At 65.1% G+C, this 24756-nt stretch carries 22 protein-coding genes; 7 read left to right on the forward strand and 15 right to left on the reverse strand.

Annotated features, from left to right (window positions below; translation table 11 throughout):
* From B3E94_RS07940 to B3E94_RS07970, 7 genes are all read right to left on the reverse strand, one after another.
* A partial coding sequence (locus B3E94_RS07940; RefSeq protein ID WP_286912997.1) for an electron transfer flavoprotein subunit beta/FixA family protein occupies positions 1 to 302 on the reverse strand: 302 nt, incomplete at its 3' end.
* Positions 303 to 328: 26 nt separating this feature from the next.
* Positions 329 to 1276, reverse strand: coding sequence for an ABC transporter permease (locus B3E94_RS07945; RefSeq protein ID WP_176516525.1), 948 nt, complete (start codon positions 1274 to 1276; stop codon positions 329 to 331).
* Positions 1277 to 1286: 10 nt separating this feature from the next.
* A complete protein-coding gene (locus B3E94_RS07950; RefSeq protein ID WP_176516527.1) occupies positions 1287 to 2789 on the reverse strand; it encodes a sugar ABC transporter ATP-binding protein in 1503 nt (500 codons plus the stop codon).
* An 11-nt stretch (positions 2790 to 2800) separates the two neighbouring features.
* Complete coding sequence (locus B3E94_RS07955) at positions 2801 to 3745, reverse strand: ABC transporter permease (protein ID WP_286912999.1); 945 nt, start codon at positions 3743 to 3745, stop codon at positions 2801 to 2803.
* Between the two features lie 82 nt (positions 3746 to 3827).
* Positions 3828 to 4928, reverse strand: coding sequence for a sugar ABC transporter substrate-binding protein (locus B3E94_RS07960; protein WP_286913000.1), 1101 nt, complete (start codon positions 4926 to 4928; stop codon positions 3828 to 3830).
* 321 nt (positions 4929 to 5249) lie between these two features.
* Entirely contained in the window at positions 5250 to 6902 is a 1653-nt protein-coding gene (locus B3E94_RS07965; RefSeq protein WP_286913001.1) for a GMC family oxidoreductase, read from the reverse strand.
* A 38-nt stretch (positions 6903 to 6940) separates the two neighbouring features.
* On the reverse strand, positions 6941 to 8449 hold the full coding sequence (locus B3E94_RS07970; protein WP_286913002.1) for an aldehyde dehydrogenase family protein: 1509 nt from the start codon (positions 8447 to 8449) through the stop codon (positions 6941 to 6943).
* A 233-nt stretch (positions 8450 to 8682) separates the two neighbouring features.
* Between B3E94_RS07970 and B3E94_RS07975 the strand changes: the two genes are divergently transcribed.
* A complete protein-coding gene (locus B3E94_RS07975) occupies positions 8683 to 9339 on the forward strand; it encodes a TetR/AcrR family transcriptional regulator (RefSeq protein WP_176516539.1) in 657 nt (218 codons plus the stop codon).
* 59 nt (positions 9340 to 9398) lie between these two features.
* Here the strand turns inward: B3E94_RS07975 and B3E94_RS07980 are convergent, their stop codons facing one another.
* A complete protein-coding gene (locus tag B3E94_RS07980; RefSeq protein ID WP_286913003.1) occupies positions 9399 to 10910 on the reverse strand; it encodes a CoA-transferase in 1512 nt (503 codons plus the stop codon).
* A gap of 188 nt (positions 10911 to 11098) precedes the next feature.
* Here B3E94_RS07980 and B3E94_RS07985 point away from each other — a divergent pair, with 188 nt between their 5' ends.
* The 4 genes from B3E94_RS07985 (at position 11099) to B3E94_RS08000 (ending at position 15124) form a co-directional block, all read left to right on the forward strand.
* Positions 11099 to 12244, forward strand: coding sequence for an acyl-CoA dehydrogenase family protein (locus B3E94_RS07985; protein ID WP_286913005.1), 1146 nt, complete (start codon positions 11099 to 11101; stop codon positions 12242 to 12244).
* Complete coding sequence (locus tag B3E94_RS07990; protein WP_286913006.1) at positions 12241 to 13011, forward strand: 3-ketoacyl-ACP reductase; 771 nt, start codon at positions 12241 to 12243, stop codon at positions 13009 to 13011. Before B3E94_RS07985 ends, B3E94_RS07990 begins: the two co-directional genes overlap by 4 nt.
* Positions 13012 to 13025: 14 nt before the next feature.
* Positions 13026 to 14201 carry a dihydrodipicolinate synthase family protein gene (locus tag B3E94_RS07995; RefSeq protein WP_286913008.1) on the forward strand — a complete coding sequence of 392 codons (1176 nt, stop codon included), beginning with the start codon at positions 13026 to 13028 and terminating at the stop codon, positions 14199 to 14201.
* Between the two features lie 65 nt (positions 14202 to 14266).
* A complete protein-coding gene (locus B3E94_RS08000) occupies positions 14267 to 15124 on the forward strand; it encodes a sugar phosphate isomerase/epimerase family protein (protein ID WP_286913009.1) in 858 nt (285 codons plus the stop codon).
* Positions 15125 to 15323: 199 nt separating this feature from the next.
* On the opposite strand, the gene B3E94_RS08005 is transcribed toward B3E94_RS08000, so the two are convergent.
* From B3E94_RS08005 to B3E94_RS08015, 3 genes are all read right to left on the reverse strand, one after another.
* Positions 15324 to 16295 carry a biotin-dependent carboxyltransferase family protein gene (locus B3E94_RS08005; RefSeq protein ID WP_286913010.1) on the reverse strand — a complete coding sequence of 324 codons (972 nt, stop codon included), beginning with the start codon at positions 16293 to 16295 and terminating at the stop codon, positions 15324 to 15326.
* Positions 16292 to 17179, reverse strand: a complete 888-nt coding sequence (locus tag B3E94_RS08010) for a 5-oxoprolinase subunit B family protein (protein WP_286913012.1) — start codon at positions 17177 to 17179, stop codon at positions 16292 to 16294. The genes B3E94_RS08005 and B3E94_RS08010 overlap by 4 nt, the downstream gene beginning before the upstream one ends.
* A 68-nt stretch (positions 17180 to 17247) precedes the next feature.
* Positions 17248 to 18006, reverse strand: a complete 759-nt coding sequence (locus tag B3E94_RS08015) for a 5-oxoprolinase subunit PxpA (RefSeq protein WP_286913013.1) — start codon at positions 18004 to 18006, stop codon at positions 17248 to 17250.
* 120 nt (positions 18007 to 18126) lie between these two features.
* On the opposite strand from B3E94_RS08015, the gene B3E94_RS08020 reads away from it, so the two are divergent.
* Positions 18127 to 19044, forward strand: coding sequence for a LysR family transcriptional regulator (locus B3E94_RS08020; protein WP_176516558.1), 918 nt, complete (start codon positions 18127 to 18129; stop codon positions 19042 to 19044).
* A 64-nt stretch (positions 19045 to 19108) separates the two neighbouring features.
* Positions 19109 to 19993 carry an aromatic amino acid DMT transporter YddG gene (gene yddG / locus B3E94_RS08025; protein WP_176516560.1) on the forward strand — a complete coding sequence of 295 codons (885 nt, stop codon included), beginning with the start codon at positions 19109 to 19111 and terminating at the stop codon, positions 19991 to 19993.
* A 239-nt stretch (positions 19994 to 20232) separates the two neighbouring features.
* On the opposite strand, the gene B3E94_RS08030 is transcribed toward yddG, so the two are convergent.
* Genes B3E94_RS08030 through B3E94_RS08045 form a run of 4 tightly spaced genes read right to left on the reverse strand, consistent with a single transcriptional unit; the run spans position 20233 to position 24374 of the window.
* The gene (locus B3E94_RS08030) at positions 20233 to 20706 is read right to left on the reverse strand and encodes a YrhA family protein (RefSeq protein WP_286913014.1); all 474 of its coding nucleotides are present in this window, start codon (positions 20704 to 20706) and stop codon (positions 20233 to 20235) included.
* A 2-nt stretch (positions 20707 to 20708) separates the two neighbouring features.
* Positions 20709 to 21929 carry a PAAR domain-containing protein gene (locus B3E94_RS08035; protein WP_286913015.1) on the reverse strand — a complete coding sequence of 407 codons (1221 nt, stop codon included), beginning with the start codon at positions 21927 to 21929 and terminating at the stop codon, positions 20709 to 20711.
* Positions 21926 to 22516, reverse strand: a complete 591-nt coding sequence (locus B3E94_RS08040; protein WP_286913016.1) for a DcrB-related protein — start codon at positions 22514 to 22516, stop codon at positions 21926 to 21928. Before B3E94_RS08040 ends, B3E94_RS08035 begins: the two co-directional genes overlap by 4 nt.
* A 19-nt stretch (positions 22517 to 22535) precedes the next feature.
* Positions 22536 to 24374, reverse strand: a complete 1839-nt coding sequence (locus tag B3E94_RS08045; protein ID WP_286913017.1) for a type VI secretion system Vgr family protein — start codon at positions 24372 to 24374, stop codon at positions 22536 to 22538.
* Between the last annotated feature and the right edge of the window lie 382 nt (positions 24375 to 24756).

The raw sequence follows: 24756 nt of genomic DNA on the forward strand, positions 1-24756 counted from the left end.
AGCGCCTTGGCCACGGCCAGGGCGTTCAGTTGATCGGCGGCTTCGACCAGGATGGCGCGGTCGGCACCCAGTGCCAGCGCGGTACGCAGCTGTTCCTGGGCGGTGGTCGGGCCGACGGAGACGACCACGATCTCGGTCGCAACGCCCTTCTCTTTCAGGCGCACGGCTTCTTCCACGGCGATTTCGCAGAAGGGGTTCATGGCCATCTTGACGTTTGCCAGGTCGACGCCGGAGTGGTCCGCCTTGACGCGAACCTTGACGTTGTAGTCGACCACTCGCTTGATTGACACAAGGACTTTCATTGCAGTGTTTTCACCTTTGCGATGGGTTACTTGACGATGGGAAGCTTGGAACGGTCCAGGGTGAAGGCCACGGCGATGATCAGGATCACGCCGAAGACGATCTGCTGGGCGAACACGCTGATGCCGACGAAGGTCATGCCGATGCGCACCACCGACACCAGCAACGCGCCGACCAGGGTGCGCCACACGCTGCCGACGCCGCCGGTCAGTGCGGTGCCGCCGACCAGCACGGCGGCAATCGCCGGCAGCAGGAACTCGTTGGCCAGGGTCGGCGAGCCGCTGGACAGGCGCCCGGCCATGAGCACCCCGGACAACGCCGCCAGCCCCGCCGACAGTGCGAAGGTCAGCACCTTGATACGGTTGACGTTGATCCCCGAGGCCCAGGCCGCAGGCTCACCGGCGCCCACGGCATTGCCGAAGCGGCCGAAGGGCGTCTTGCGCTGCAAGAAGATGCACAACCCCAGTACCACACTTGCGACCAACACTTCGTTGGGGATGCCCGCCGTTTGCCCAGTCACCCAGCCGAACCAGGCATCGCGCTGCGCGCCATCGATGTTGATGGTGCGATTGCTCGACACCAGCATGGTCAGGCTGGTGACCACCCCGCCGATGGCCAGGGTGACGATGAACGACGGGATGCGCAGCCAGGTGTGCAGCACCCCGCTCAGCGCCCCCGCGGCAATGCCCGCCAGCAGGCCGATGGCGAAGGCCCACGGGCCGAAGCCTGGCAGCAGCAGCGCGACCAGCACGCTGGCCATGGAAGCCACCGCCTGGGACGACAGGTCGATGCCGCCGATCAGCAGCACGAAGGTGATGCCGGTGGCCATGATGAACAGCGTGGCGGTGTCGGCAAGCAGCCCGAACACGGCACCGGGGTGGATGAAGCCGGGGTCGTAGCCGGCGATCAGGGCAACCAGCACGATCAGCGCCAGCAGCGGCGCTTGGGTGCGAAAACCATTGAGCAGGATAGGCATCGTTGTTCTCTCAGACCATGTACTGGATCAGGTCGACCTGCTGGGGCTTGGCCCCCGGCAGGCAGGCGAAGGATTGCGCCACGTCGCCATCGCGCATCACCAGGATGCGGTGGCTCAGGCCGATCATTTCTTCCAGGGTGTCGGCGGTGAGGATCACCGACACGCCCTGTTCGGTGATCTCGCGGATCAACTGGTAGACGTCTTCCTTGGCACCCACGTCCAGCCCACGGGTGGGGTGGTCGAGGATCAGGATGCTGGAGCCGGCGTTGCGCCATTTGGCCAGCACCACCTTCTGCTGGTTGCCGCCGCTGAGGTTGAGCAGCAAGGCATCCGGGCCTGGGGTCTTGATGCTCAGCCGCTTGATCCAGCTCTCGGCGAGGCTGCGCTCGCGCTTCTCGTCGAGCAGGCCGGCACGGGTGACCTGGCCGATCCGCGCCAAGGTCATGTTCTGCGCCACGCTGAGCATCGAGACGATGCCCTCGACCTTGCGCTCACGCGGGATGTAGCCGATCCCGGCGCGGATCGCCGCCGCCGGGCCGCCGCCGGCCAGGCGCTTGCCGTGCACCTTGAGCTCGCCGCTGCTTCTGGGCAGCAACCCGGCCAGCACCCGGCACAGCTCCTCGCGGCCCGAGCCGATCACCCCGGCGATGCCGAGGATCTCGCCGCGGTGCAGGTCGAAGTCGAGGCTGGCGAAATGGCCGTGCAAGGCCAGCCCACGTGCCGACAGCACCACCTCAGGCAAGCACGGCTTCTGCAGCGATTCGCGGTAGAACTCGGCCTGCAGCGAACGGCCCACCATCAGGCTGTGCAGGCGCTCCTTGGAGGCTTCGCCAGCGGGCATCTGCGCCACCACCTCGCCGTCCTTCATCACGTACACCCGGTCGCTGAGTTCGAGCAGCTCGTCCAGCCGGTGCGAGACGAAGATGAACGAGGCGCGCGACTTGAGCTGGCGCACCAGGCGGAACAGCGTGTCGATCTCGCGCTGCTCCAGCACCGAGGTGGGCTCGTCGAGCAGGATCACCAGGTGGCCCTGGCAGCGCTCTTCCAGCGCCAGCGCCTTGGCCAGCTCGATCATCTGCCGCTGGCCGAAGCTCAGCTCGCTGCACAGCATGCCCGGGTCGATATCGAGGTTGACCTTGGCCAGCTGCTGGCGCGCCGCGCGGTGCAGTTTTTTCCAGTTGAGCCAGCCAAAGCGCGAGAATTCGTCTTCGCGGCCCATGAACAGGTTCTCGGCCACCGACAGGTTGGGCAGGATCGACTGCTCCTGGTAGACCATGGCGATGCCCTGCGCGGTGGCACCGCGAGGGCCGTCGAGGACGATGGGCTGGCCGTCGAGCTCCAGGTGCCCTTCATCGGGCTGGTGCACGCCGGTGAGGATTTTCATCAGGGTCGATTTGCCGGCACCGTTCTCGCCGATCAGGCCGACCACTTCGTGCTTGCGTACCTCAAGGTCGATGCCCTTGAGCACGGTGACGCCGTTGAAGCGCTTGGTGACATTGTTCAGGGTGAGCATGGCAGGCTTCCTCACTTGACGACCCGTGCCTTGGCACGGTCGAGGGCAATGGCGACGGCAGCGATGATCAACACCCCCTGCACGCCTTGCTGGACATACGGCGCAACCCCCATCAGGACCATGCCGTTGCTCACCACCACCACGATCAGCACGCCCAGCAAGGTGCCCAGCGGGCTGCCGTTGCCGCCGGCCAGCGAGGCGCCGCCGACCACGATGGCGGTGATCGCGGTGAACAGCTGGCCCTGGGCGATCAGCGCGTGCCCCTGGCCGAACTGCGCCACCGCAAGGATTGCCGCCAGGCCATAGAAGGCCCCGGCCAGGGCGAAGATGCCAATGCGTATGCGGTTGACGTTGACGCCATTGAGCCGCGCCAGGTCCTCGCCACCGCCGATCGCCAGGGCGTGGCGCCCGAGCACGGTATGGCGCGAGATGAAGTGGGCGACGCCCAGCGCCAGCACCACGATCCACACCGACAACGGCAGCCCGAGCAGGCGGTGCAAGGCGATGGCGCGCACGTCCATGTCCAGCACCCGCACGGTGTTGCCCTGCAGCAAGGCCGTGGCCAGGCCGATGCCGACGAAGCCCAGGCCCAGGGTGGCCATGAACGATGGGATGCGCAGTTTCACCTGCAGCAGGCCGTTGAGCAGGCCGGTGCCGGCGCCGACCGCAATGGCCACCGGCAAGGCCCACAGGCCAAGGGCGTGGGCATTGAGGTTGTTGCCCACCAGCAGGGCGAAGCACACGGCGGCGACTGCCACCACGCCTTCCACGGACAGGTCGATGCTGCCCATCTGGATCACGAACATCCCGCCCAGTGCCATCAGCAGTGGGATCGAACAGGCGGTGGCAATGCGCACCAGGTTCATCGGGTCGAAGAAGTTGCTGTTGATCGAACCGATGAGCAGGCCGATCAGCAGCAGGACAAGCAGTGACGAAAACCGTCGCAGGCGGGCCATGACGATAACTCCGGAAAACAGGCAGTAGAAAACCCTCGGCGTGCAGCCTGGCAGGCTGGCCGAATGAAAAAGGCGCTAGGGGTCAGGAGGTGTAGCGGATAGGCCCGGCCACGCGCCCCCAGAAATCATTCACGTCCACCACCGGGGTGGCCTTGAAGTTGCTGGCGTAGAACGCCTCGACATTGGCCTTGGTGACCAGTTGCGGGCGCACGTAGAACTCGCGGTGCTCGTGCGGCTCCTGGGCCGGGTCGATGCGCCCGGTCTTGGCCGCGTGGCCCAGGGCCAGGCCCATGCTGCCGAGCCAGTAAGGGTCGAGGCTGGTGGTGGCGATGTATTCGCCGGTGCGAATGGCTTCGACGGCCTGCTCGATGCCATCGATGCCCACCACCGGGATCATCCCGGCCAGGCCTTCGCCACGCAGCGCTTCGAGCGCGCCCATGCCCATGTCGTCGTTGGCGCACCAGATGCCCTTGATGTCGCTGTTGAAGCGGGTCAGCCACGACTGCACGATGGGGAACGCCTTGTTCGCGCTCCAGTCGGCTGGCTGGAAGTCCAGCAGGGTGATGCCGGGGTACTTCTTCAGCGCGGCCTCCAGGCCACTGCGCCGGCCGATGGCCGCCACGTTGCTGAGGATGCCGCCCAGGGCGACGATGCCGCCGCTGCCGCCCATGGCTTCGAACAGCTCGGTGGCCACCGCCTCGCCCACTGCCTGGCCGTCTTCGGAGATGTGCGCCACCCAGTAGGGGCTGTAGTCCCAGGGGTGCATGTCGTCGGGCTTGTTCCACACGGTGGTGACGTAGACCCCGGCCTTGACGCACTGCTCGATGATGGCGCGGGCATCGGCGGAGTCGTTGGGCTCGATGTTGAGGATCAGGTTGCCTTCGGTCTTGGCGATCAGCGCGCGGATATCGGCGATGCCCTTCTGGCTGTTGCCTTCGGTGACCAGCGGCGAGTACGGCAGGCCCAGGCTGGCCGCGTAGGCCTGGCCGCCGCGGTTGAAGATGGCGTGGTAGGGGTTGGTCAGGGAGCGGAAGGAATTGGAAAACGTCAGCGTGGTCTGCGCCCAGAGCACGGTGGGCATCAGCGCGGCCACGGCACCGACGCCGGCAAGGCCTGCGGCACCGACCAGCAGCTTGCGCCGGGTGATGTCCAGCAGTTGGGTGGAATCATTGTTGTTATTCATTTGGCCTCCGGGTGCAGGGCACCGGGTGAGTACTGCCTGTTGTTTTTATGTAACCAACTAGTTATTTATAAATCTAACGCAGCGAGGATGCAATCACTAATGTTTGGCTGAGGCTGAAAGTGTTCTGGATGGGGCAACTGTCTTGCTCAACCCCTGTGGGAGCGGGCTTGCCCCGCGAACCAGGGCGAAGCCCTGGCCATACACCTTTGGCGTCCGAGCCGGCCCTTTCGCGGGACAAGCCCGCTCCCACAGGTGAATTCAACAGGTGAGTTCCACAGGTGAATCCCACAGCCGAATCACACAGCTGAACCCCAACGGCGCTCAGAGTACCTTGTGCGGCTCCCCACGCTCACTGCGCACCAGAACCTCCGAAGGCGCCAGGCTGCGCCCCAGGATCAGGTCGGCGCCCTTCTCGGCAATCATGATCGACGGCGCATTGGTGTTGGAGCTGACCAACCTCGGCATCACCGAAGAGTCAACCACCCGCAAGCGCCGCACGCCCCGCACCCGCAACTGCGGATCGACCACGGCCATGGCGTCGATGCCCATCTTGCAGGTACCCACCGGGTGATACCCGGTGCGCCCGCAGCGCCGTGCGTAGTCTTCGTAGTCCGCCTGGGTACGCACGCTGTCGCCGGGGAAATGCTCGGCCTTGATGTAGCGGCTCAAGGACTGCTGGGCCATGATCTCGCGGCTGAGCTTGATGCCTTCGACCGACACGTGCAGGTCATACGGGTCGCTGATGTAGTTGGGGTCGATCAGCGGCGGCTGCAGCGGGTCGGCGCTGCGCAGGCGCACGCTGCCACGGCTGCGCGGGCGCAGGAAGTACGAGTTGAGGGTACAGCCGGCGCCGGAGGGCACCGGCGGGATGCCCGCCTCCACCCCGGCACCGGGCAGGAAGTGGAATTGCAGGTCTGGCACGCTGGCGCGCGAATCGCCGTACCAGAAGGCACCGGCCTCGGCGATGTTGGAGGTGACCGGGCCCTTGTTGAACAGCTTGTACTCCAGCCCCGCCAGCAACATCATGTGCGGCTTGGCGTACTTGTCCAGGCTCTGCGACCCCTTGAGCTCGTAGACGATGTCGATGTCGAAGTGATCCTGCAGGTTCTGCCCCACCCCGGGCAGGTCCTGCTTGACCTCGATGCCCAGGCGCTGCAGCTCCTCGGCCGGGCCGACGCCGGAGAGCATGAGGGTTTTCGGCGAGCCGATGGCGCCGGCCGCCAGCACCACCTCACGCTCGGCGGCCACGAAGCGCACCTCGCGCGAGCCACTGCCCTGGACATACTCGACACCCGTGGCCTGGCCGTTGTCGATGCGGATGCGGGTTACCAGGCAGTCGGTCTGGATGGTCAGGTTGGGCCGCTGGCGGGCCTTGCTCAGGTAGCCCTGGGCGGCACTGCAGCGGCGCCCGCCGCGCTGGGTGACCTGGTAGGCGCCGCAGCCTTCCTGGCGAGCGCCGTTGAAGTCGGCGTTGTAAGGGATGCCGGCTTCCTGGGCCGAGCGGATGAAGGCCTTGGTCACCTCGTTCACGCTGATCAGGTCAGACACCCCCAGCGGGCCTTCGGTGCCGTGGTATTCGTTGCTCAGGCGCTCGTTGTCCTCGGCCTTGCGAAAATACGGCAGCACCTCGCGGAAGGACCAGCCACGGCAGCCCTCCTCCTGCTCCCAGTCGTCATAGTCCTTGGCGTTGCCGCGGGTATAGACCATGGCATTGATCGAACCGCCACCGCCCAGCACCCGCCCTTGCGGGTACAGCACCGAACGGTTGTTCATGGTGCCTTGGGCCACGGTATCGAAGCCCCAGGTCAGCGGGCCGCCGGTCATCTTGAAAAAACCCACCGGCATATGGATGTAGGGGTTGGTATCGGCAGGCCCGGCCTCGAGCAGCAATACCCGCACATCCGCCTGCTCGCTCAGGCGCGCCGCCAGCACACAACCGGCGGAGCCCCCACCGATAACGACGTAATCGTACATGCTTGTTTTCTCCGATCTTGTTGTTCTGCTGCCTGGATTCAGGCGCTGACCCACGGCGTGCGGGCACCCAGCTGCACATGCACGGACTTGAGCTCAGTGTACTCCTCCACCCCGTAGCGCCCGGCCTCGCGGCCAATGCCCGACTGCTTGAAACCACCAGAAGGCAGCTCCGGCCCACCGGCGATGGTGGTGTTGACCCAGACCCGGCCAGCCTTGATCTGCCGCGTGGCCTGCAGCGCAGTCTCCAGGTTGCGGCTCCACAGGCTGGCGGCCAGCCCGAAGGGCGTGTCGTTGGCCAGCGCCATGGCTTGCTCGAAGCTGTCGAAGGCCGTAATGGTCAGCACCGGGCCGAAGATTTCTTCGCGGGCGATGACCATCTGCGGGGTGACATCGGCAAACACGGTTGGCTGCAGGTACATGCCCGTCGGCGATTCGATGCGCTGCCCGCCGCGCAGCAAGCGCGCGCCTTCGCGCCGCCCCTGCTCGATGTAGCCCAGCACCCGCTCCAGATGACGGGCCTCGGTGATCGAGCCGATTTGGGTGCCCTCGTGCAACGGGTCACCGATGCGCACCCTGTCGAGCAAGGCGCAGATCTTCTCGGTCAGCGCCTGCTCCACCGAACGCTCGACGATCAGGCGGCTGCCGCTGACGCAGCATTGGCCGGCATTGAAGCAGATGCCGAAGACGATGGCGTCGGCGGCCGCGTCCAGGTCGGCGTCGGCAAACACCACCTGCGGGTTCTTGCCGCCCAATTCCAGGCCGACCTTCTTCATGTTGCCGGTGGCCGCGGCCATGGTCAGGCGGCCGACTTCGGTGGAGCCGGTGAACGACACCATGTCGATATCGGCATGCGCGCTGATCGCCTGGCCGAGCACCGCACCCGGGCCGGTGAGCACATTGAGCACGCCGTCGGGCAGGCCGGCTTCCTGCATCAGCCCGGCCAGCATCAAGGTGGTACCGGAGGTCAGTTCGCTGGGCTTGGCCACCACGGTGCAGCCGGACGCCAGGATGAACGGCAGGCGCTCGGCGAGGATGAAGAACGGGAAGTTCCACGGCGTGATCAGCCCGACCACACCCACCGGCTCACGCGTGACCAGCCCGAGCAGGCTGTCACCAAGGTTGTTGAAGCTGTCGCCGTGCAGGGCCTGGGCTTGCCCTGCGGCATATTCCCAGATGCCCGCGGCGCCCAGCACCTCGCCGCGGGCCTGGCTGATCGGCTTGCCGGTCTCGAAGGTTTCCTGCAGCGCCAGCGCTTCGCTGTGCTGGCGGATCAGCCCGGCGGTGCGCAGCAGCACACCTGCCCGCAACGCACCACTGGAGCGGGCCCAGGTGCCGTGGTCGAAGGCCCGGCGGGCCGCCGCCACCGCCTGCTGCACGTCGTCGACGCCGGCAGCGGGGTAGACACTCACCGGCACCTCGTGGGACGGGCTGTAGCGCGTGACCTGGGCGGTCGCCGAACCCTGCGTCCAGCGGCCGTCGATGAACATTTCGAAGCGCCGCGGCTGCAGCGGCGGCGCCAGGCGTGGCGTGTTGTCGTTGTTATTCACGGGAAACATCCTCAGTACAGCGTTGTTGTTGTTCTGGCAAACCACCCGCATAGCGCGTATCGAGCGGTTGCCGGTTGCCTATGTATAACTAACCGGTTGTTTACATACAAGCAGCGGGCTAAGCTTTGTTTGTCAGCCTTATGCCCCCGCGGCTAAGCTCATCGCCCCTACACCGCAGGCCATTGATTTCTGCGTCAGGAAGTACAGCACTCAAGCTCTGGAGAGCGTTCCACATGCCCAGCAAAGCCACCGAAGCGGTCAGCGCCCGCCCCACCCGGGATTCCGAAGCGACGCGCCTGAGAATCCTCAACGCCGCCAAGGTCGAATTCGCCAAACTGGGCTTGGCCGGCGCACGCATCGACAGCATCGCGCTGCGCGCCAAGTCCAACAAACGGATGATCTACGAGTACTTCGGCAACAAGGAGGGGCTGTTCGAAGCGGTCCTGGAGTCGGCCTACCAGGACATCCGCCAGGCCGAACGCAAGCTCAATCTCGAAGCGCTGGAGCCGGTCGAGGCGATCACCCAACTGGTGACCTTCACCTGGAAGTACTACCTGAAGAACCCGCACTTCCTGACCCTGGTCAACAGCGAGAACCTGCACAAGGCCGTGCACCTCAAGCGCTCCCAGGAAAAGATGCAGCAGATGCACGCGCCGATGGTGTCGATGGTCGCCCAGATCCTCGCCCGCGGCGTGGCCCAGGGCGTGTTCCGCGAAGGCGTCGACCCGGTGCAGCTGAACATCACAATCGCCGCGATCAACTACTACTACCTGAACAACCGCTTCACCGGCGAGATCATCTACGGCTTCGACCTGATGTCGCCCGAAGCCCTGCAGGCGCGCATCGACTTCAACGTGCAGACCATCCTCGGCATGCTGCGCCCCGCCTGACGCCCACACCGCGCGCAGCCCCTCCCGGCCACACCGCACGCCGCGAGGGGCTGCGCGGCTCATGCCAACCCCGCCACTTTCACGTCGCGCACGATCGGCGTGAACGCCATGCGCGCCAGCACGTCGCGCTCGATATCCACGCCCCGCGCCACCTCGATCAGCTCGATGCCTTCGGGCAGCAGGCGGAACACCGCGCGCTCGGTCACGTACAGCACCTCCTGGCCTGCACGGACCGCCTGCGGGCCGCTGAAGGTGATGTGGCGCACCTGCTCGACCAGTTTGGGCACCTCGCCACGGCGCTCGATCTGCAAGGCATCGCCGACCTTCGCCACCTCCAGCCCCTTGGCCTCGAAGGCGCCGCAGAACACCACCTTGCGCGCCCCCTGGGTGATGTCGACGAAGCCACCGGGGCCGACCAGCGTGCCGCCCAGGTTGGACACGTTGACGTTGCCCTGCCCGTCCATCTCGCCCATGCCGAGGAACGCCAGGTCGACACCGCCGCCGCTGTAGAAGTCGAACTGGTCCAGCGAGGTGACGATCGCCTGCGGGTACTGCGCTGCGCCGAACATCGCCCCGCCCATCATGCGGCCGTTGTGGATGCCCTGCTCGATGCTGCCCCAGTAGCTGTCCTGCAGGCCGCGCTCGGCGAGCAGCGAGGGGATGCCGCCGGGGATGCCGAAGCCAAAGTTCAGCGACATGCCCGGGACGAATTCATCGGCCGCACGCGCGGCGATGATGCGGCGGATGTCGTCGGCCATCGGCGCCTCGCTGCGCGCCGCCTGGGGCAGGCACTCGCCGCTGATGGCCGGGTCGTAGTCGGCGGCCACGCACTGGCGCTGGTCCTCGACCACCACCACTTCATCCACCAGCACGCCGGGGATGCGCACCAGGCGTGCCGGCACGAAGGCGCTGTCGCTCAGGCCGCGGACCTGGGCGTAGACCTTGCCGCCGCTGTTGTGCGCCGCCAGGGCCAGGGCGTAGGCGTCCAGGTCGGCCGCCTCGTGGCACAGGCTGATATTGCCGCTGGGGTCGGCCAGGCTGCCGCGCACGATCGCCACATCGACCTTGAACGGCTTGTAGCGCAGGTAGTCCTGGCCATCGATGCTCAGCCGCTCGACCAACGCTTGGCTGGCACTGGCGTTGCACTTGCCGCCGGCCACCTGCGGGTCGGCGAAGGTACCCAGGCCAATGTGGGTGATCAGCCCCGGGCGGCCGGCGCCGATCTCGCGCATCAGGCTCATGATCACCCCGGCCGGCAGGCTGTAGGCCTGGATCTGCTCGTTGCGCGCCAGCGCCTGCATCTTCGCCGACCAGCTCCAGTGGCCACCGATCACCTTGCGCACCAGGCCGGGGTGGGCCAGGCGCTCCAGGCCGCTGCCGCGCCCGTCACCGATGCCCAGGGCGTGCACCAGGGTCAGGTCGCGCGGGTGGCCGGTGCTCAGGAAGCGGGCTTCGATGGCCGCCAGCAAGGCGTCCGGCTCCAGCAAGGTGCCCGAGCCACAGATGGCCACGGTCGCGCCATCGGCTATCCGGCTGGCGACATCCGCTGCTGATGTACAGCTTCTTTTCATTGTTGTTTTCCTCATCGATCGCCCGGCCCCGGGCGACTCCAGGTGTGCAATTGAGTGCTTGACGGCCTGCCAAAGGGCGCTTTAAATAAATAACCAGTTGGTTACTTAAAAACACTTTAAAGCAGCCCGGAACAGAACACAACCCACGCGATGAACCCCCTCGTCGCCTCCCGGAAAGGAAAACAACAATGCCGCTTTCTGAAACACACCTGATGATCCAGGACGTTGCCCGGCGCTTTGCCGACCAGACCATCCGCCCGCTGGCCGAACGCCTCGACCACGAAGAGAGCTTCCCCGCGCCGCTGTACCGGCAGATGGGCGAGCTCGGCCTGTTCGGCATCACCGTGCCCGAAGCTTTCGGCGGCGCCGGCCTGGATACCCTCGCCTATGCCCTGGTGATGGAAGAGCTGTCGCGCGGCTACGCCTCGGTCGCCGACCAGTGCGGCCTGCTGGAGCTGATCGGCACCCTGCTCGCGGTGCACGGCACCGCCGAGCAGCGCCAGCGCTACCTGCCGCCCTTGCTGCGCGCCGAGAAGCATCCGGCCTACTGCATCACCGAAGCCGAGGCCGGCTCCGATGTGTCGGGCATCCGCACCAGCGCCGTGCGCACCGAAACCGGCTGGCTGCTCAACGGCTCGAAGCTGTGGATTCACAACGCCCCGGTGGCCGACCTGGCGTTCGTCCTGGCGCGCACCGACCCTGCCGCCGGCAAGCGCGGCATGAGCATCTTCATCGTCGACTGCCACCTGGCGGGTGTGTCCAAGGGCCCCAAGGAGCACAAGATGGGCCAGCGCGCCTCGCAGGTCGGCGGGCTGAACTTCGACAACGTCGAGCTGCCGGCCGATGCCCTGCTGGGCGTCGAGGGCCGTGGCTTCCACATCATGATGAGCGCCCTGGACAAGGGCCGTGTCGGCATCGCCTCGCTGGCCGTGGGCATCGCCCAGGCAGGGCTTGAGGCGGCGCTGGATTACGTGCCCCAGCGCAAGCAGTTCGGCAAGCCAATCGCCGACAACCAGGGCGTGCAATGGATGCTCGCCGACATGGCCAAGGACATCCGCGCCGCCCGCCTGCTGGTGCGGGACGCCGCCGAGCGCCTGGACCGCGCCGACAACGCCACCATCGCCTGCTCCATGGCCAAGTGTTTCGCCGCCGACATCGCCGTGGCGCAGACCGCCAATGCCGTGCAGCTGTTCGGCGGCAGCGGCTTCATCCGCGGCTTCGAGGTCGAGCGCCTGTACCGCGACGCCAAGATCACCCAGATCTACGAAGGCACCAATCAGATCCAGCGCACGATCATCGCCCGTGAGCTGCTCAACCAGGGAGCACGCGCATGACCGCCCGCCCCGTTGCCTTGGTCACCGGCGCCCGCGCCGGCATTGGCCGGGCCATCGCCTTGGGCCTGGCGCACGCCGGGTTCGACCTGGCCCTGGTCGACCTGCAGGCCGATGCCGCCCTGCAGGAAACCGCCGAACTGGCCAGCCGCCACGGCGCCCGCGCCGTGGCCCTGGCCGCAGACATCGCCGCCATCGACGGCCATGACGCCTTGCTCGATGCCGCCGAACAGGCGCTTGGCGCGCTGAGCTGCCTGGTCAACAACGCCGGCGTCTCGGTGCTGTCGCGCGGCGACCTGCTGGAGGTGACGCCGCAGAGCTACGACCGCTGCCAGCAGGTCAACACCCGCGGCACCTTCTTCCTCACCCAGGCCTTCGCCCGCCGCCTGGTGCGGCGCGAGGCCGGCCAGGCCCTGCGCAGCATCATCACCATCACCTCATCCAACGCCCAGGCGGTGTCGGTGCTGCGCGGCGAGTACGGCATTTCCAAGGCCGCCCTGTCGATGGCCTCGCGGCTGTTCGCGGTGCGCCTGGCCGAGGCCGGCATCGGCGTCTACGAGGTGCAGCCCGGGCTGATCGCCACCGAGATGACCGCCCCCTCCAAGGCCCGTTACGACGCCGAGATCGAACGTGGCCTGACCGCCATCAAGCGCTGGGGCCAGCCCGAAGATGTCGCCCGGGTGGTGGTCAGCATGGCCACCGGCGCCCTGCCCTACACCGTCGGCCACGCCGTGCCGGTGGACGGCGGCCTGCTGCTTCCCAAATTCTGACTGGAGAGACACGCATGTCCTTGAGCATCAACCTGCCCAGCGCCCAGGCCGGCCACCCGCTGCAGCGCTACACCCTGGTCGGCGAGCCGCTGCTGCCGCCGGCCAGCCCCCTGCCCGCCAACCGCATCGCCCTTTCGGCGGCCCATGTCGTCGCCGACCCGTTCAGCGCCAGCGCCCCCGGTGGCAAGGCGGCGATCGACTGGCGGCGGACGATGGATTACCGCCGCTACCTGCTGCAGCAAGGCCTGGGCATCGCCGAGGCGATGGACACCGCGCAACGCGGCATGGGCCTGGACTGGCCGACCGCGCTGGAGCTGATCGAGCGCACCCTGAGCGAAACCCGCGACATCCGCCATGCGGTGATCTTCTCCGGTTGCGGCACCGACCAGTTGCCAGCGGACCAGGCCCGCGACCTCGATGACGTGGTGCGTGCCTATGCCCAGCAGCGCGATGCCATCGCCAAGCTCGGCGGGCGCATGATCCTGATGGCCAGCCGCGCCCTGGCGCGGGTGGCGAAGACCCCGTTCGACTACCGCCTGGTGTACCGCAAGGTGCTGGCCGAGGCCGACCAGCCGGTGATCCTGCACTGGCTGGGCGAGATGTTCGACCCCGCGCTGCAGGGCTACTGGGGCGCCGAGCGCTTCGAGGAGGCGCTGGACACCTGCCTGGAGGTGATCCACGAGAACGTGGGCAAGGTCGATGGCATCAAGATTTCCCTGCTCGACAAGGACAAGGAGATCCTCATGCGCCGTCGCCTGCCGGCCTCGGTGAAGATGTACACCGGCGACGACTTCAACTACCCGCAGCTGATCGCCGGCGACGCGCACGGCTACTCCCACGCGCTGCTGGGCATCTTCGACGCCATCGCCCCGGCCGCCGCCCACGCCCTGGCCGCGCTGGCCGAAGATGACCTGGCGCGCTACCAGCGGCTGCTCGAACCGACCCTGCCGCTGGCCCGGCTGATCTTCAGCAGCCCGACCCAGTACTACAAGACCGGCGTGGTGTTTCTGGCCTACCTCAACGGCCACCAGGAGCACTTCGTGATGCTCGGCGGGCACCAGGCCATGCGCCCGCTGCCGTACTTCTGCGAAATCTTCCGCCTGGCCGACCAGGCCGGCCTGCTCGCCGACCCGGTGCTGGCCGTTGCCCGCATGAAACGCCTGCTGGCGCTCTACGGCGTCGACGCCTAGCCCCTTGCGCAACGCCGCGGCCTGCGGCGTTGCGCCCTCTGCCACCTGCCCACGGTGATTGCCCCATGAACGGTTCATCCCTGGAGCAGCGCCTCGACCGCTGCTCGATCAACACCGCCACCCTCGGCCACCGCCTGCCCCTCGGCCAAACTCTGGAGCTGATCGCCCGCGCCGGCTTCGGCCAGGTCGCGCCCTGGCGCCGCGACCTGCAAGGCCAGGACCTGAAGCAGGTGCGCCGGCAGCTGCGCGACTGCGGGCTGAAGGTCAATGCCTACTGCCGCTCTACCTACCTGCCGGCGGCCAGCCGAGAGGCCTTCGCCGCCGCCGTGGCCGATAACCGCAAAGCCCTCGAAGAAGCCGCCGAGCTGCAGGCCGAGTGTTTCATCATGGTGGTCGGCGGCCTGGCGCAAGGTTCACGCGACCTCGCCGATGCCCGCCAGCAGGTGAGCGAAGGTATCGGCTGGCTGCTGGAAGATGCCCGCCGGCACGGGGTGGCCCTGGCCCTGGAGCCGCTGCACCCGATGTATGCGGCCGACCGCTCGTGCCTGTCGACCCTGGAACAAGCCCTGGACCTGTGCGAGGCCCTTGAGCCTGGGGGCTTCCAGAGCCTGGGCGTGGCCATCGATGCCTACCACTGCTGGTGGGACCCCAAGCTTGCCCAGCAGGTGCAACGCGCCGGCCAGCAGCAGCGCATCCTCGGCCTGCACCTGTCCGACTGGCTGGTGCCGACCCGCGACCTGCTGCTCGACCGCGGCATGATGGGCGATGGCGTCATCGACCTGCGTGGGTTGCGCCAGGGGGTGGAAGCGGCTGGGTATCAGGGCGCCATCGAGGTGGAGATCTTCTCGCGTGACAACTGGTGGCAGCGCCCGGCCGAGGAGGTGCTGCGCACCTGTGCCGAGCGCCTGCAGCAAAACTGCTGATGGGGGGCCGAAAGCCGATCCTGTGGGAGCGGGCTTGCCCCGCGAAGCAGGCAGCGCGGTGAATGGCACCGGCTTCGCCGGTGTTCGCGGGGCAAGCCCGCTCCCACAGAGTCGGCACCGGCTTTGCCGGTGTTCGCGAGCAAGCCCGCCTCACAGAATCGTACTGTACCGTACCACGCGGTACGGTATGGATGAGTGATCAGCCGAACAGCTTGGCCAGGCACCCCAGCTTCTTCTTGTACGACCGCCGCGCCTCCAGCGCTTCGTCCATGCTCACCGGCAAGAACCGCGCTTGCTGGTTGGGCTGCATCTGCCCCACCAGGTCCAGGTCGGCGCTGATCACCGTGCCGATCATGGCGTAGCCCCCACCCGACACCGCATCGCGGTGCAGGATGATCGGTTCGAGCCCCGCCGGTACCTGGATCGAGCCGATCGGGTAGCAGCTGTCGACGATGTTCGAAGGGTCCGAGCCCGCGCCGAACGGCTGCTCGCGGGGCTGGAAGCTCAACGCGCCACCGCCTTTGTAGCGGTAGCCGATGCGGTCCGCCTCCGACCCCACGGTCCAGGCATCGGTGAAGAAGCTCTGCGCCGCGGCCTCGCTCAGGCGATGGAAGTACAACCCCGGCACCACCCGCAACACCACCTCGCCACCCAGTGCCTGGCGCAGCGCCATGGGCAGGCTGGCCCCGGCGCGGGTCTTGCCACTGGCCTGGCCAACCGGCAGCACGTCACCCGCCATCAGCTTGCGCCCCTGATGGCCGCCAAGGGCGCCCAGGGCGTAGGTCGAGCGGCTGCCCAGCACTTCAGGCACATCGATGCCCCCGGCCACGGCCAGGTAAGCCCGCGCCCCGGCCGTGGGGAAGCCGAAACGCAGCACCTGCCCGGCCCGGACGGCAAAGGCGGTAGACGGGTGCTGCTCACGGCCATCGAGCAGCACCGGCATCTGTGCGCCACACACCGCCACCAGGGCATCGTGCTGGAACTCGAGCTCCGGCCCCACCAGCGCGCATTCGATGCCGGCAGCGCCCGCCGGGTTGCCGACCAGGTGGTTGGCCGCACGCAGCGCGTACTGGTCGAGCGCGCCCGAGGGCGGGATGCCCAGGTGATAGAAGCCTTCGCGGCCCAGGTCCTGCACCGAGGTGGCCAGGCCAGGTTTGAGTACCTTGATCATGCCAGCGCCTCCTGCAGCGTCTTGGGGTAACCGACGGGGTCGGCGAGAAATGCATCCAGGGAGAACTCCACCGGGCGGATGCGCAGGTCGAAGCGCCCGTCCTCGACGTCGGCCACGGCCTGGTCGTAGCTGCGCCGGTCGATGGGTTTGAACTGCACGATGTCGCCCGGGCGGAAGAACACCATGTGCTCCTTCAGGTAGGCCAGGCTCTGCTGCGGGTCGTAGATCGGCGCTGGGGTGACGCCGAACATCTGGTAGCCGCCGGCGCCACGCACCGAATAGATGCAGCCGAAACAGCCGCCATGGCCGAGGGTGAGCTTGGGCGTGTCGGTGCGCGGGCGCAGGTACTTGGGCACCTGCAACTGGCGCTGCTGCTCGACCATCTGGAACATGAACGGCAAGCCGGCGACGAAGCCGACCATCGACACGAACCACGGCGCCCCACTGTGCGCGGCAACGAATGCCTCGACGTCGGCCAGGCCGTTGATCCGCGCGGCGTATTCCAGGTCGGTGCTCTGCGGGTCCTGGTGGCGGTCACGAAAACGCATCAGGGTTTCATGGGTCCAGGGGTCGTTGTACAGCACAGGGATCTCGATGATGCGCGTGCTCAACGAGCGCTCCGCCACGGCCTCGGCCTCGGCGCCGCGCACCGCTTCGAGCAGCACCTCGGGCGCGATGCGGTCGGGGTCGAAGCGGATCTGGAACGAGGCGTTGGCCAGGCACACGTCGAGCACGCCCTCCAGCGCCAGGCGCTCGACGGCGCGGGTCACCGCCAGCCCTTTGAAGAAGGCCTGCAGCGACATGCTCTCGCTGACCTCGGCGAACAGGTGCTCGTCGGCACCGAAGCTGTAGCGGATTGGGGTGGTGGCAAGCGGCTCGGCCATGTCTGCTCCTTTTCTTGGAATCTTTATCGGTAAGGCAGGCAAAAACAATGCGGTGCGGCAAATGGCGCTTAACGCGGGGCGCGCACCTGGATACCGGCACCATCCAGGGCCGCGCGCGTGGCCTCGACCAGGCCCAGGGCGCCTGGCGTGTCGCTGTGCAGGCAGATGGAGTCGAACTCGATGGCCAGGTCCTGGCCTTCGACGGTGCGCACCACGCCTTCCTGGCAGGCACGCAGCACGCGCTCGGCAACCCGCTGCGGCTCGTAGCCGCGCACGTTGCGGGTGAACACGATCGAGCCACTGAGGTCGTATTCGCGGTCGGCGTAGAACTCACGCACCACCGGCTGGCCAAGCGCCTGGGCAATCCGGCAGATCACCGAACCCGGCATGCAGTACAGCAGCAGCGTGGGCTCGATCACTTGCAGGTTTTCCACCAGCAGCCGCGCCGCCTCTTCATCACGGGCCAGGTGCATGTACAGCGCACCGTGCGGCTTGATGTGCTGCAGGCTGACGCCCTGGGCGCGGGCGATTTCACGCAGCGCGCCGAGCTGGTAGAGCATGTCGTCGACCAGCTCCTGGGCCGGCGCGTTGATGTGCCGGCGGCCAAAGCCGACCAGATCGCGAAAGCCCGGGTGCGCGCCCACGGCCACGCCCAGCGCCTTGGCCCGCTCGACCGTGCGGCGCATGGTGCCGGGGTCGCCGGCGTGGAAGCCGGTGGCGACGTTGGCCGAGCTGATGAACGCCATCAGCTCGTTGTCGACGCCATCACCGATGGTCCACGGGCCGAAACCCTCACCCATGTCCGAATTGAAATCCACCGCCTGCATGCTGGTTCTCCTGGTGCTTGTGGCTGCATGCAGGCCACGTTAGATTCTCCCCACCCCCTTGGGAAGATCTATAAACAGATAGGGTGTCTTCTGAAAAACAGATACCCAGGAGCCGTCATCGTGTCACTGACCCTGCGCCAGGTTCGCTACTTCGTCGCCACCGCCGAGATTGGCCAGATCTCCCAGGCGGCGATCCACCTGAACATCTCCCAATCGGCGGTGACCACCGCGATCAAGGAGCTCGAAGCGATGCTCGGCGTGCTGCTGTTCCAGCGCTCGCCCCAGGGCATGAACCTGACCGACGCCGGCCGGCACTTTCTCAACCGCGCCTACGTGATCCTGCGCAGCGTCGACGATGCGCTGAACAGCCCGCTGCCCGACGTGCGCGCCAGCGGCCTGTTGCGCCTGGCGGCCAGCTACACGGTGATTGGCTACTTCCTGCCCCACCACCTGCAGCGCCTGGCGCACTGGCACCCGGATGTGTCGCTGGAGGTGCACGAACAGGAGCGCAGCGCCATCGAGCAAGGCCTGCTGGATGGGCGTTTCGACATGGCCGTGGTGCTCACCGCCAACCTCACCCACCCGGACATCGTCTCCGAAACCCTGTTCAACTCCGAGCGCCGCCTGTGGCTGCCCGGCCATCACCCGCTGTGCGAGCGCTCGGCGGTGAGCCTTGCCGACGTGGCCTGCGAGCCGTACATCCTGCTCACGGTCGATGAAGCCGAGCAGAGCGCCATGCGCTACTGGGAGCAGGCCGGCCAGCGGCCCACGGTGCGGGTGCGCACCAGTTCGGTGGAGGCGGTGCGCAGCATGGTCGCCAACGGCAGCGGCGTGGCGATCCTCTCGGACCTGGTGCACCGGCCCTGGTCGCTGGAAGGCAAACGCATCGAGACCGTGACCATTAGCGACCCGGTGACGCCGATGAGCGTGGGCCTGGCCTGGCACCGCGAACGCGCCTTCAGCCCGGCGATGCAGGCGCTGCGCAACTACTTCCATGATGCCTTCCTGGCGCCGCAGCAGCTTTCGGCGCGGCGCTGACCCCGTGACCCGTGGCAGCCGAGCCTTTAAACTTGGCGCTTTTTCACCCAAGAGAGCCCGCCCCATGCGCATCACCAGCCCTTCAGCCGCGACCGCCTGCGGCCTGGCGGCGATCCTGCTGTGGAGCACGGCCAGCGGCCTGATCCGCAGTGTCAGCGAACACTTCGGCCCCATCGGCGGCGCCGCGCTGATCTACACCCTCGGCGCCGCGCTGCTGCTGATGCTGCTCGGCCGCCCGCGCCTGCGCAACGCCTCGCGGCTGTACCTGGTCAGCGGCTCGGCGCTGTTCGTGGCCTACGAGATCTGCCTGTGCCTGGCCCTGGGGTATGCCGTCAGCCGTACCCAGGCGATCCAGTTGGTGGTGGTCAATTACCTGTGGCCGAGCCTGACGGTGTTGCTGGCGATCTTCATGAACCGCCAGCCGGCGCGCTGGTTGATCGTGCCCGGCACCGCCATTGCCCTGCTGGGTATTCTCTGGGTGGTGAGCAGCGACGGGCTGTCGCTGGCCAGCATCGCCAGCAACATTGCTTCCAACCCCTTGAGCTACAGCCTGGCGGCGGCCTGTGCGGTGACCTTTGCCTTGTACTGCAACGTGACCCGACGCTATGCCAATGGGCAGAGTCATGTGGCGCTGTTCTTTGTGCTGACGGCTGGGGTGCTGTGGGTGAAGTACCTGTTCAGCAGCGAGGCGCTGCCGGCTTTTTCGCTGGTGCACAGCCTTGAGCTGCTGGCGGCGGCGGTGGGTATGGCCGGGGGTTATGCGCTTTGGAACATTGGCATCTTGCGCGGCAACCTGACGTTGCTGGCGACGGCTTCGTATGCGGCGCCGGTGTTGTCATCGGCGTTTGCTGCGGCTTGGCTTGGGGCGCAGTTGGGGTTGCAGTTCTGGCAGGGGGCGGTGTTGGTGACGGTGGGGTCGTTGCTGTGTTGGCAGGCGACGCGGGGGTGAGGGGCTAGTCATGACTTTTTTGCTGGCCGTGAGATCGAGCGCCGCNNCCAACGCCAAACCACCCTCCCCGCGCGGCGCTTGATCTGAAGATATCCAAACACGCTTACCGTGCGATCCTAAAATGTTCGCTACTGTCGAGTCATTCATAGCGCCCCCTGAACCAGGGTAGATTTCCACATCAATCATCACCCACTCGCCCTCCTACTTTCACCCTCCCTCATTCCTATCTGTCGGTATTTTTAATTCTTCGACCAATGAACAATCAAATCAACCATATACCCCAACAGACCTTCAAAAGTGTCAAATTCTTCATACACGTTATCAAAAGCGACTCTGTCGCGCACCTGATACTTACCTCGCACCAAGTCCAACACATACTCATCTAAGTCACTGTCTCCGAAAACCAAAAAATCATCCATACAGCCCGATTCACGCCCAAGCCTATTCATTCCAAGAAAATCATGTCGCGCTAATTTTCCATCAGCTTTCGTGCGCGTGCGACTTGAATAAATAAAAACACCACACGCAACGAGGCCGTCGAAATTCTGGAGAAAATCCAAATACTCAGGAGGTAGCGCAGCGTCCATTTCGCCCCACACAGCATTGGTTAAATTTGCTATGTCACTCATCGTTGCAGGCGGACCCATATAGATTTCCCCTTCATCTAACGCATCGTGCAAGCTAATTATCTTAGTTTTTATCGCTTCATCCATCCCTAACCTCCAAAAGCAGGATAAACTCTCACATCAAACACAGGCCACTCTACCCGCTTACTTTCTCCCTCTTTCAATCCACCTACCAAATGCTTTTGTACATTATTCATCACTTTATGATAAGGGTGATGCTGTATAAGCACCAAATTCCCAAAGTCATTGGTACCACCATCATCTAACGGCTTTATGTGATGCACCTGCCAATCTTCGTTCGGGAGTTTCCCGCTTTGAACTCTATTGATCTCAGCACTGTTAAATCCAGCACGCTTCAGACTGGCGACACCTTCAGTCGTGCTCGACAACTCCTTTAAAAAACCTTGCCTCTCTGAGTTATTAAAAACCTGCCTCAATGCCTTCAATTCCGCGCTGGATCTTTTCACATAAAGAAAAACTTCCGCCCTAACTCCTGGCAGCTCTACCAGCTCCCCCTTTAAGTAGCCCAAATACCCCTTCGATCCTCTTGCGCCGAACTTTGCATTACCAAAGTTGCTCCCAAGCCCTGCGCCCGGCTGCAACTTGTAACGAGACACCAGACCACCAACAATCAATCCCCCACCAAAAGCCATAAGCTTTTGCTCATCAGAACCTTCCCCGTAACGATCTCCTCCTATGCGATAACCCGCACCACCGCCAAGCACCCCACCAAAAAGCCCCCAAAGCGCCATCGCCGGCCCAACCAAGGCGACTGCACTGGCAAGCCCAATTCCCAGCACTGCGCCTTCAAGCCATACGGGCACTTCAGGGCTGATATCGTCGGTTGTCTCAGCCCGGCCACCTATAAAGACGTTATGCGACCCGGCACTAATCCTGGCGTCGCAAACCGTGCGATCCCCAACTCTGGCAGCGGGCAAGCCATTGATGTAAACGGAGCAGCTACCTTGGGCCAGTGTCTTTGTTACACCGGCATGATCCGAGCACACGGCATAGTCGACATGCGCCCTCGCTGCCGGTTGGCCATTGATATGAACAGTGCGAGAGCCGGACGTTATGAAGCCCGTTTCCCGCTGTGCGAATGACAAGCTGCCGAGCAGCTGACCAATGCCCGCCCCCGTGGCGGTACCCGCGCCGACCATCGCAACCAGCGCCGCAGCGCCCAAGCCGCCTGTGCCAATAACAGCTATACCGACCAGCACAGCAGCGGCCCCAATCGCCAGGCCTGCCAACAGCCCGTTCAGTGCACTGGAATGTTCAATCGGGTCCGCGAAACGTGCCGCACCGCTCATGCCGGCGCAGCCTCGTTCACCTCCTCACTGCCACCTGGCGGGCTGCGCAATTCAAAGCTGGTGATGACCTCGGTGAACGCTTCACGCTCGATCTGGGTCATGCCTTTGGGATTGTTGCTGGTTGCCGTGACCTGCATCAGCAGGCGCTGCCCATGTTCATCCTGATGCAGAAACATCACCTGAATCTGATGTATCGGCCGACCTTGCTGGCGCCATCGGAACTCCACCTGGCGCGCCTCCAGGCCCGCCACCTCAGTGGGCGTAACAGGTTCGATCCACTGCAGATGCGAAAGCGTTTTTTCCACTTCGCCGAGCAATTTTTGCGCAAGCGTCTCCAGTGATGCATCCCGCGCAGCCAATGACCTGCCTATCACCAATGAAAATGGGCTAGGCGTGAACTCGGTGAGGGTGAATACATGAAACGTTTTGTCTCTCAGGCTTTCTGGTCGCACAAAACTCAGCTCATTCGCCTGAAAGCGCTGCGGCGCTGGCGGTTTCATCGCCTCTTGTGCGACGCGTTCGTTTTCGATGCGTTCCTGTTCCTCACGCCTTTCGGAAATCCGGTCGTAGATACTTTTGCGATACATAAAGACGGCTCCCTGCCCTTCACTCGGATTTATTGAGATTGATGATCGTGCTGCCATCCACTTCCACCACCACGCCAGACAACTTGATGGTCCCGTCCTGGTTCATCACCAACTTGCTCTTCCCCACTTCGAGGGTGATGGACTGCGCGGCACTCAAGTTGATATGCCCCTGGTCGACAGTGACGAAGTAAGACCCTTCTTCCACCGCAATACTGGTTTCCAGCCTGATGGTTTGCGCCTGCTTGCCCGTTACTTTGATGGTGCGGTTGCCACCAACGATGAGCCTGTCGTCTGCCTCCACTTCCGTGTACAGGTCTCGTTCGGCGTGCAGGCTGACCTGTTCGGCGCCGGCCTTGTCTTCGAAGCGCAGAAAGTTGGCGGTACGGCCCGTGCCATTGATCGAGCGAGTGAGTATTCCGCTCTGGGTCTTGTTCGCCGGCAGTGGCCAGGGCGGCGGGTTGCCGATGTTGTAGACGCTGCCGATGACCAAAGGCCGGTCGGGGTTGCCCTCGAGGAACACCACCACCACTTCGTCACCCACCCGCGGGATCTGGATGCTGCCAAAGCCACCGCTGGCCCCGGCCTGTGCCACCCGCACCCAGCTGGAGCTGGCGGCGTTGTAATCACCCTGGCGGTCCCAGTGGAACTGCACCTTCACCCGCCCCAGTTCGTCGGTGAAGATTTCCTCGCCGGGCGGGCCGACGACGATGGCGGTCTGCGGGCCGTTGATGACCGGGCGGGCGGTGTTGGCCTGGGGGCGAAACGGGATCTTCTTGCGCACGCAGGTGAAGGTGTTGAAGTAGCTGGCCTGCTGCCCGGTGAGGTAGTTGTTGTGGCCTTCACAGGCCACGCTCAACAACAGGAATTCGCGCTCGTCCACCTGAGTGTCGGTATGGGCCGGGTGTTGCAGCAATTCGAAACTATGGCCCGGGCGCATGGCGCGGCAGTTACTGGCGCCTTCAAACCATTTGGCGCGCACTTCCAGCGCCTCCAGGCGCGTGCGCAGCAAGGCCTCTCCTTCGTTGTAGGTGCCATGGGTGTATTGGCCAGGGTCGTACACCTCCAGGCATTGCACATCGCCTTGCTCGTTCACGCTGTTCATCATGACCGGCAGCAAGTTGCGCGGCTGGCGATAGTCGAAGGTCTGCAGGGCGAACTTGCCGGCCGCCAGCTGGCGATGGCCGCACCAGCGCGTGATGGCGTCGGCGGTTTCAGTCACCGAGTTTCGGTGAAACCGAATGTGCGGCTGCTCGGGCAACTGCTCCGCCAAGCGCGAGGTGTCGCTGATAACCAGCACATGGCTCGGCGCGCTGTGCTCGAAGTGATAGAACATGCCCGCCTGCTCGAGCAGGCGGTGAATGAAGCTGAAGTCGCTTTCGCGGTATTGGGTGAGGTAGCTGTGACGCTTGTGCGGGCGGTACAGGCAGAAGCGGAAGCTGGCGTATTGCGGGTACAACGCAAAAACCTCGCGCAGTACCTCCTCCACCGTGCAGTCCTGGAAGATGCGCGTGTCGATGCGGTGCTCAAGCAGTGAAAGCCAAGGTTTGAGGGTTGCACTGTAGCGGTTCAGGGCACCATCGCTGCCCAGGCTGGCAAAGCGCGTGAGGTAGCCGTTGATGAACCGTGGCGCGGCATCGGCCAACTCGATCTCGATACTGACCTGCTGGCCGATCATCGACTTGAGCGGCAGCTGGGCATTGTCGCTGATCAGCATCAGCTCGTAGGCGAACGCCTGTGACATGCCGTCACTGCCCTTGAAGCGCTCCAGCAGCAACCCCGCCGCCGGCTTTGCCGGGTGCAGGAACTTGAATAATCGACGGTGCTGGGGCGCCAGCCACTCGCCTGGGTCCATGCTCATCACGCTCTCCTTGGCACGCATTGGTTGCGAAGGAGGCGCAGGTTAGGGAGCGGGAAATGGGCTGACAATGAACGTGGTGTTTAGGGTGAAGGGTGGTTGCTGGGCATAGGCTACGGCTGAATTCACCATTTCCTACATGGCCTGCGATCGACGCGTGCCGGTACATGACCCGGCGTGGGGCTCGGTGCCGCTGCGGTGCGGGTTTCAGCCATGCACATGGCTATTCTGGCGTTGTGCTTTTATCGCGGATGACTCCGCGCTACCGGGCAGCGATGGAATTATCAGGCTACAAATTATCTTTTCCTGCCAAATGATTAGTTCAGTGTTGGTGTTGCCAGGGGCTAGTCACGGCTTTTTGGGTGGCCGTGAGATCGAGCGCCGC

Source organism: Pseudomonas sp. UBA6315, from assembly GCF_002438125.1.
GTDB lineage: Bacteria > Pseudomonadota > Gammaproteobacteria > Pseudomonadales > Pseudomonadaceae > Aquipseudomonas > Aquipseudomonas faucium.

Coding starts and splice junctions, on each gene's coding strand:
- B3E94_RS08010 (WP_286913012.1), bottom strand. CDS start 17,179: ATGGCCGAGCCGCTTGCCACCACCCCAATCCGCTACAGCTTCGGTGCC.
- B3E94_RS08030 (WP_286913014.1), bottom strand. CDS start 20,706: ATGGATGAAGCGATAAAAACTAAGATAATTAGCTTGCACGATGCGTTA.
- B3E94_RS07960 (WP_286913000.1), bottom strand. CDS start 4,928: ATGAATAACAACAATGATTCCACCCAACTGCTGGACATCACCCGGCGC.
- B3E94_RS08005 (WP_286913010.1), bottom strand. CDS start 16,295: ATGATCAAGGTACTCAAACCTGGCCTGGCCACCTCGGTGCAGGACCTG.
- B3E94_RS07945 (WP_176516525.1), bottom strand. CDS start 1,276: ATGCCTATCCTGCTCAATGGTTTTCGCACCCAAGCGCCGCTGCTGGCG.
- B3E94_RS08040 (WP_286913016.1), bottom strand. CDS start 22,516: ATGTATCGCAAAAGTATCTACGACCGGATTTCCGAAAGGCGTGAGGAA.
- B3E94_RS08035 (WP_286913015.1), bottom strand. CDS start 21,929: ATGAGCGGTGCGGCACGTTTCGCGGACCCGATTGAACATTCCAGTGCA.
- B3E94_RS07965 (WP_286913001.1), bottom strand. CDS start 6,902: ATGTACGATTACGTCGTTATCGGTGGGGGCTCCGCCGGTTGTGTGCTG.
- B3E94_RS08015 (WP_286913013.1), bottom strand. CDS start 18,006: ATGCAGGCGGTGGATTTCAATTCGGACATGGGTGAGGGTTTCGGCCCG.
- B3E94_RS08045 (WP_286913017.1), bottom strand. CDS start 24,374: ATGAGCATGGACCCAGGCGAGTGGCTGGCGCCCCAGCACCGTCGATTA.
- yddG (WP_176516560.1), top strand. CDS start 19,109: ATGCGCATCACCAGCCCTTCAGCCGCGACCGCCTGCGGCCTGGCGGCG.
- B3E94_RS07995 (WP_286913008.1), top strand. CDS start 13,026: ATGTCCTTGAGCATCAACCTGCCCAGCGCCCAGGCCGGCCACCCGCTG.
- B3E94_RS07955 (WP_286912999.1), bottom strand. CDS start 3,745: ATGGCCCGCCTGCGACGGTTTTCGTCACTGCTTGTCCTGCTGCTGATC.
- B3E94_RS07985 (WP_286913005.1), top strand. CDS start 11,099: ATGCCGCTTTCTGAAACACACCTGATGATCCAGGACGTTGCCCGGCGC.
- B3E94_RS07990 (WP_286913006.1), top strand. CDS start 12,241: ATGACCGCCCGCCCCGTTGCCTTGGTCACCGGCGCCCGCGCCGGCATT.
- B3E94_RS07980 (WP_286913003.1), bottom strand. CDS start 10,910: ATGAAAAGAAGCTGTACATCAGCAGCGGATGTCGCCAGCCGGATAGCC.
- B3E94_RS07975 (WP_176516539.1), top strand. CDS start 8,683: ATGCCCAGCAAAGCCACCGAAGCGGTCAGCGCCCGCCCCACCCGGGAT.
- B3E94_RS07950 (WP_176516527.1), bottom strand. CDS start 2,789: ATGCTCACCCTGAACAATGTCACCAAGCGCTTCAACGGCGTCACCGTG.
- B3E94_RS08000 (WP_286913009.1), top strand. CDS start 14,267: ATGAACGGTTCATCCCTGGAGCAGCGCCTCGACCGCTGCTCGATCAAC.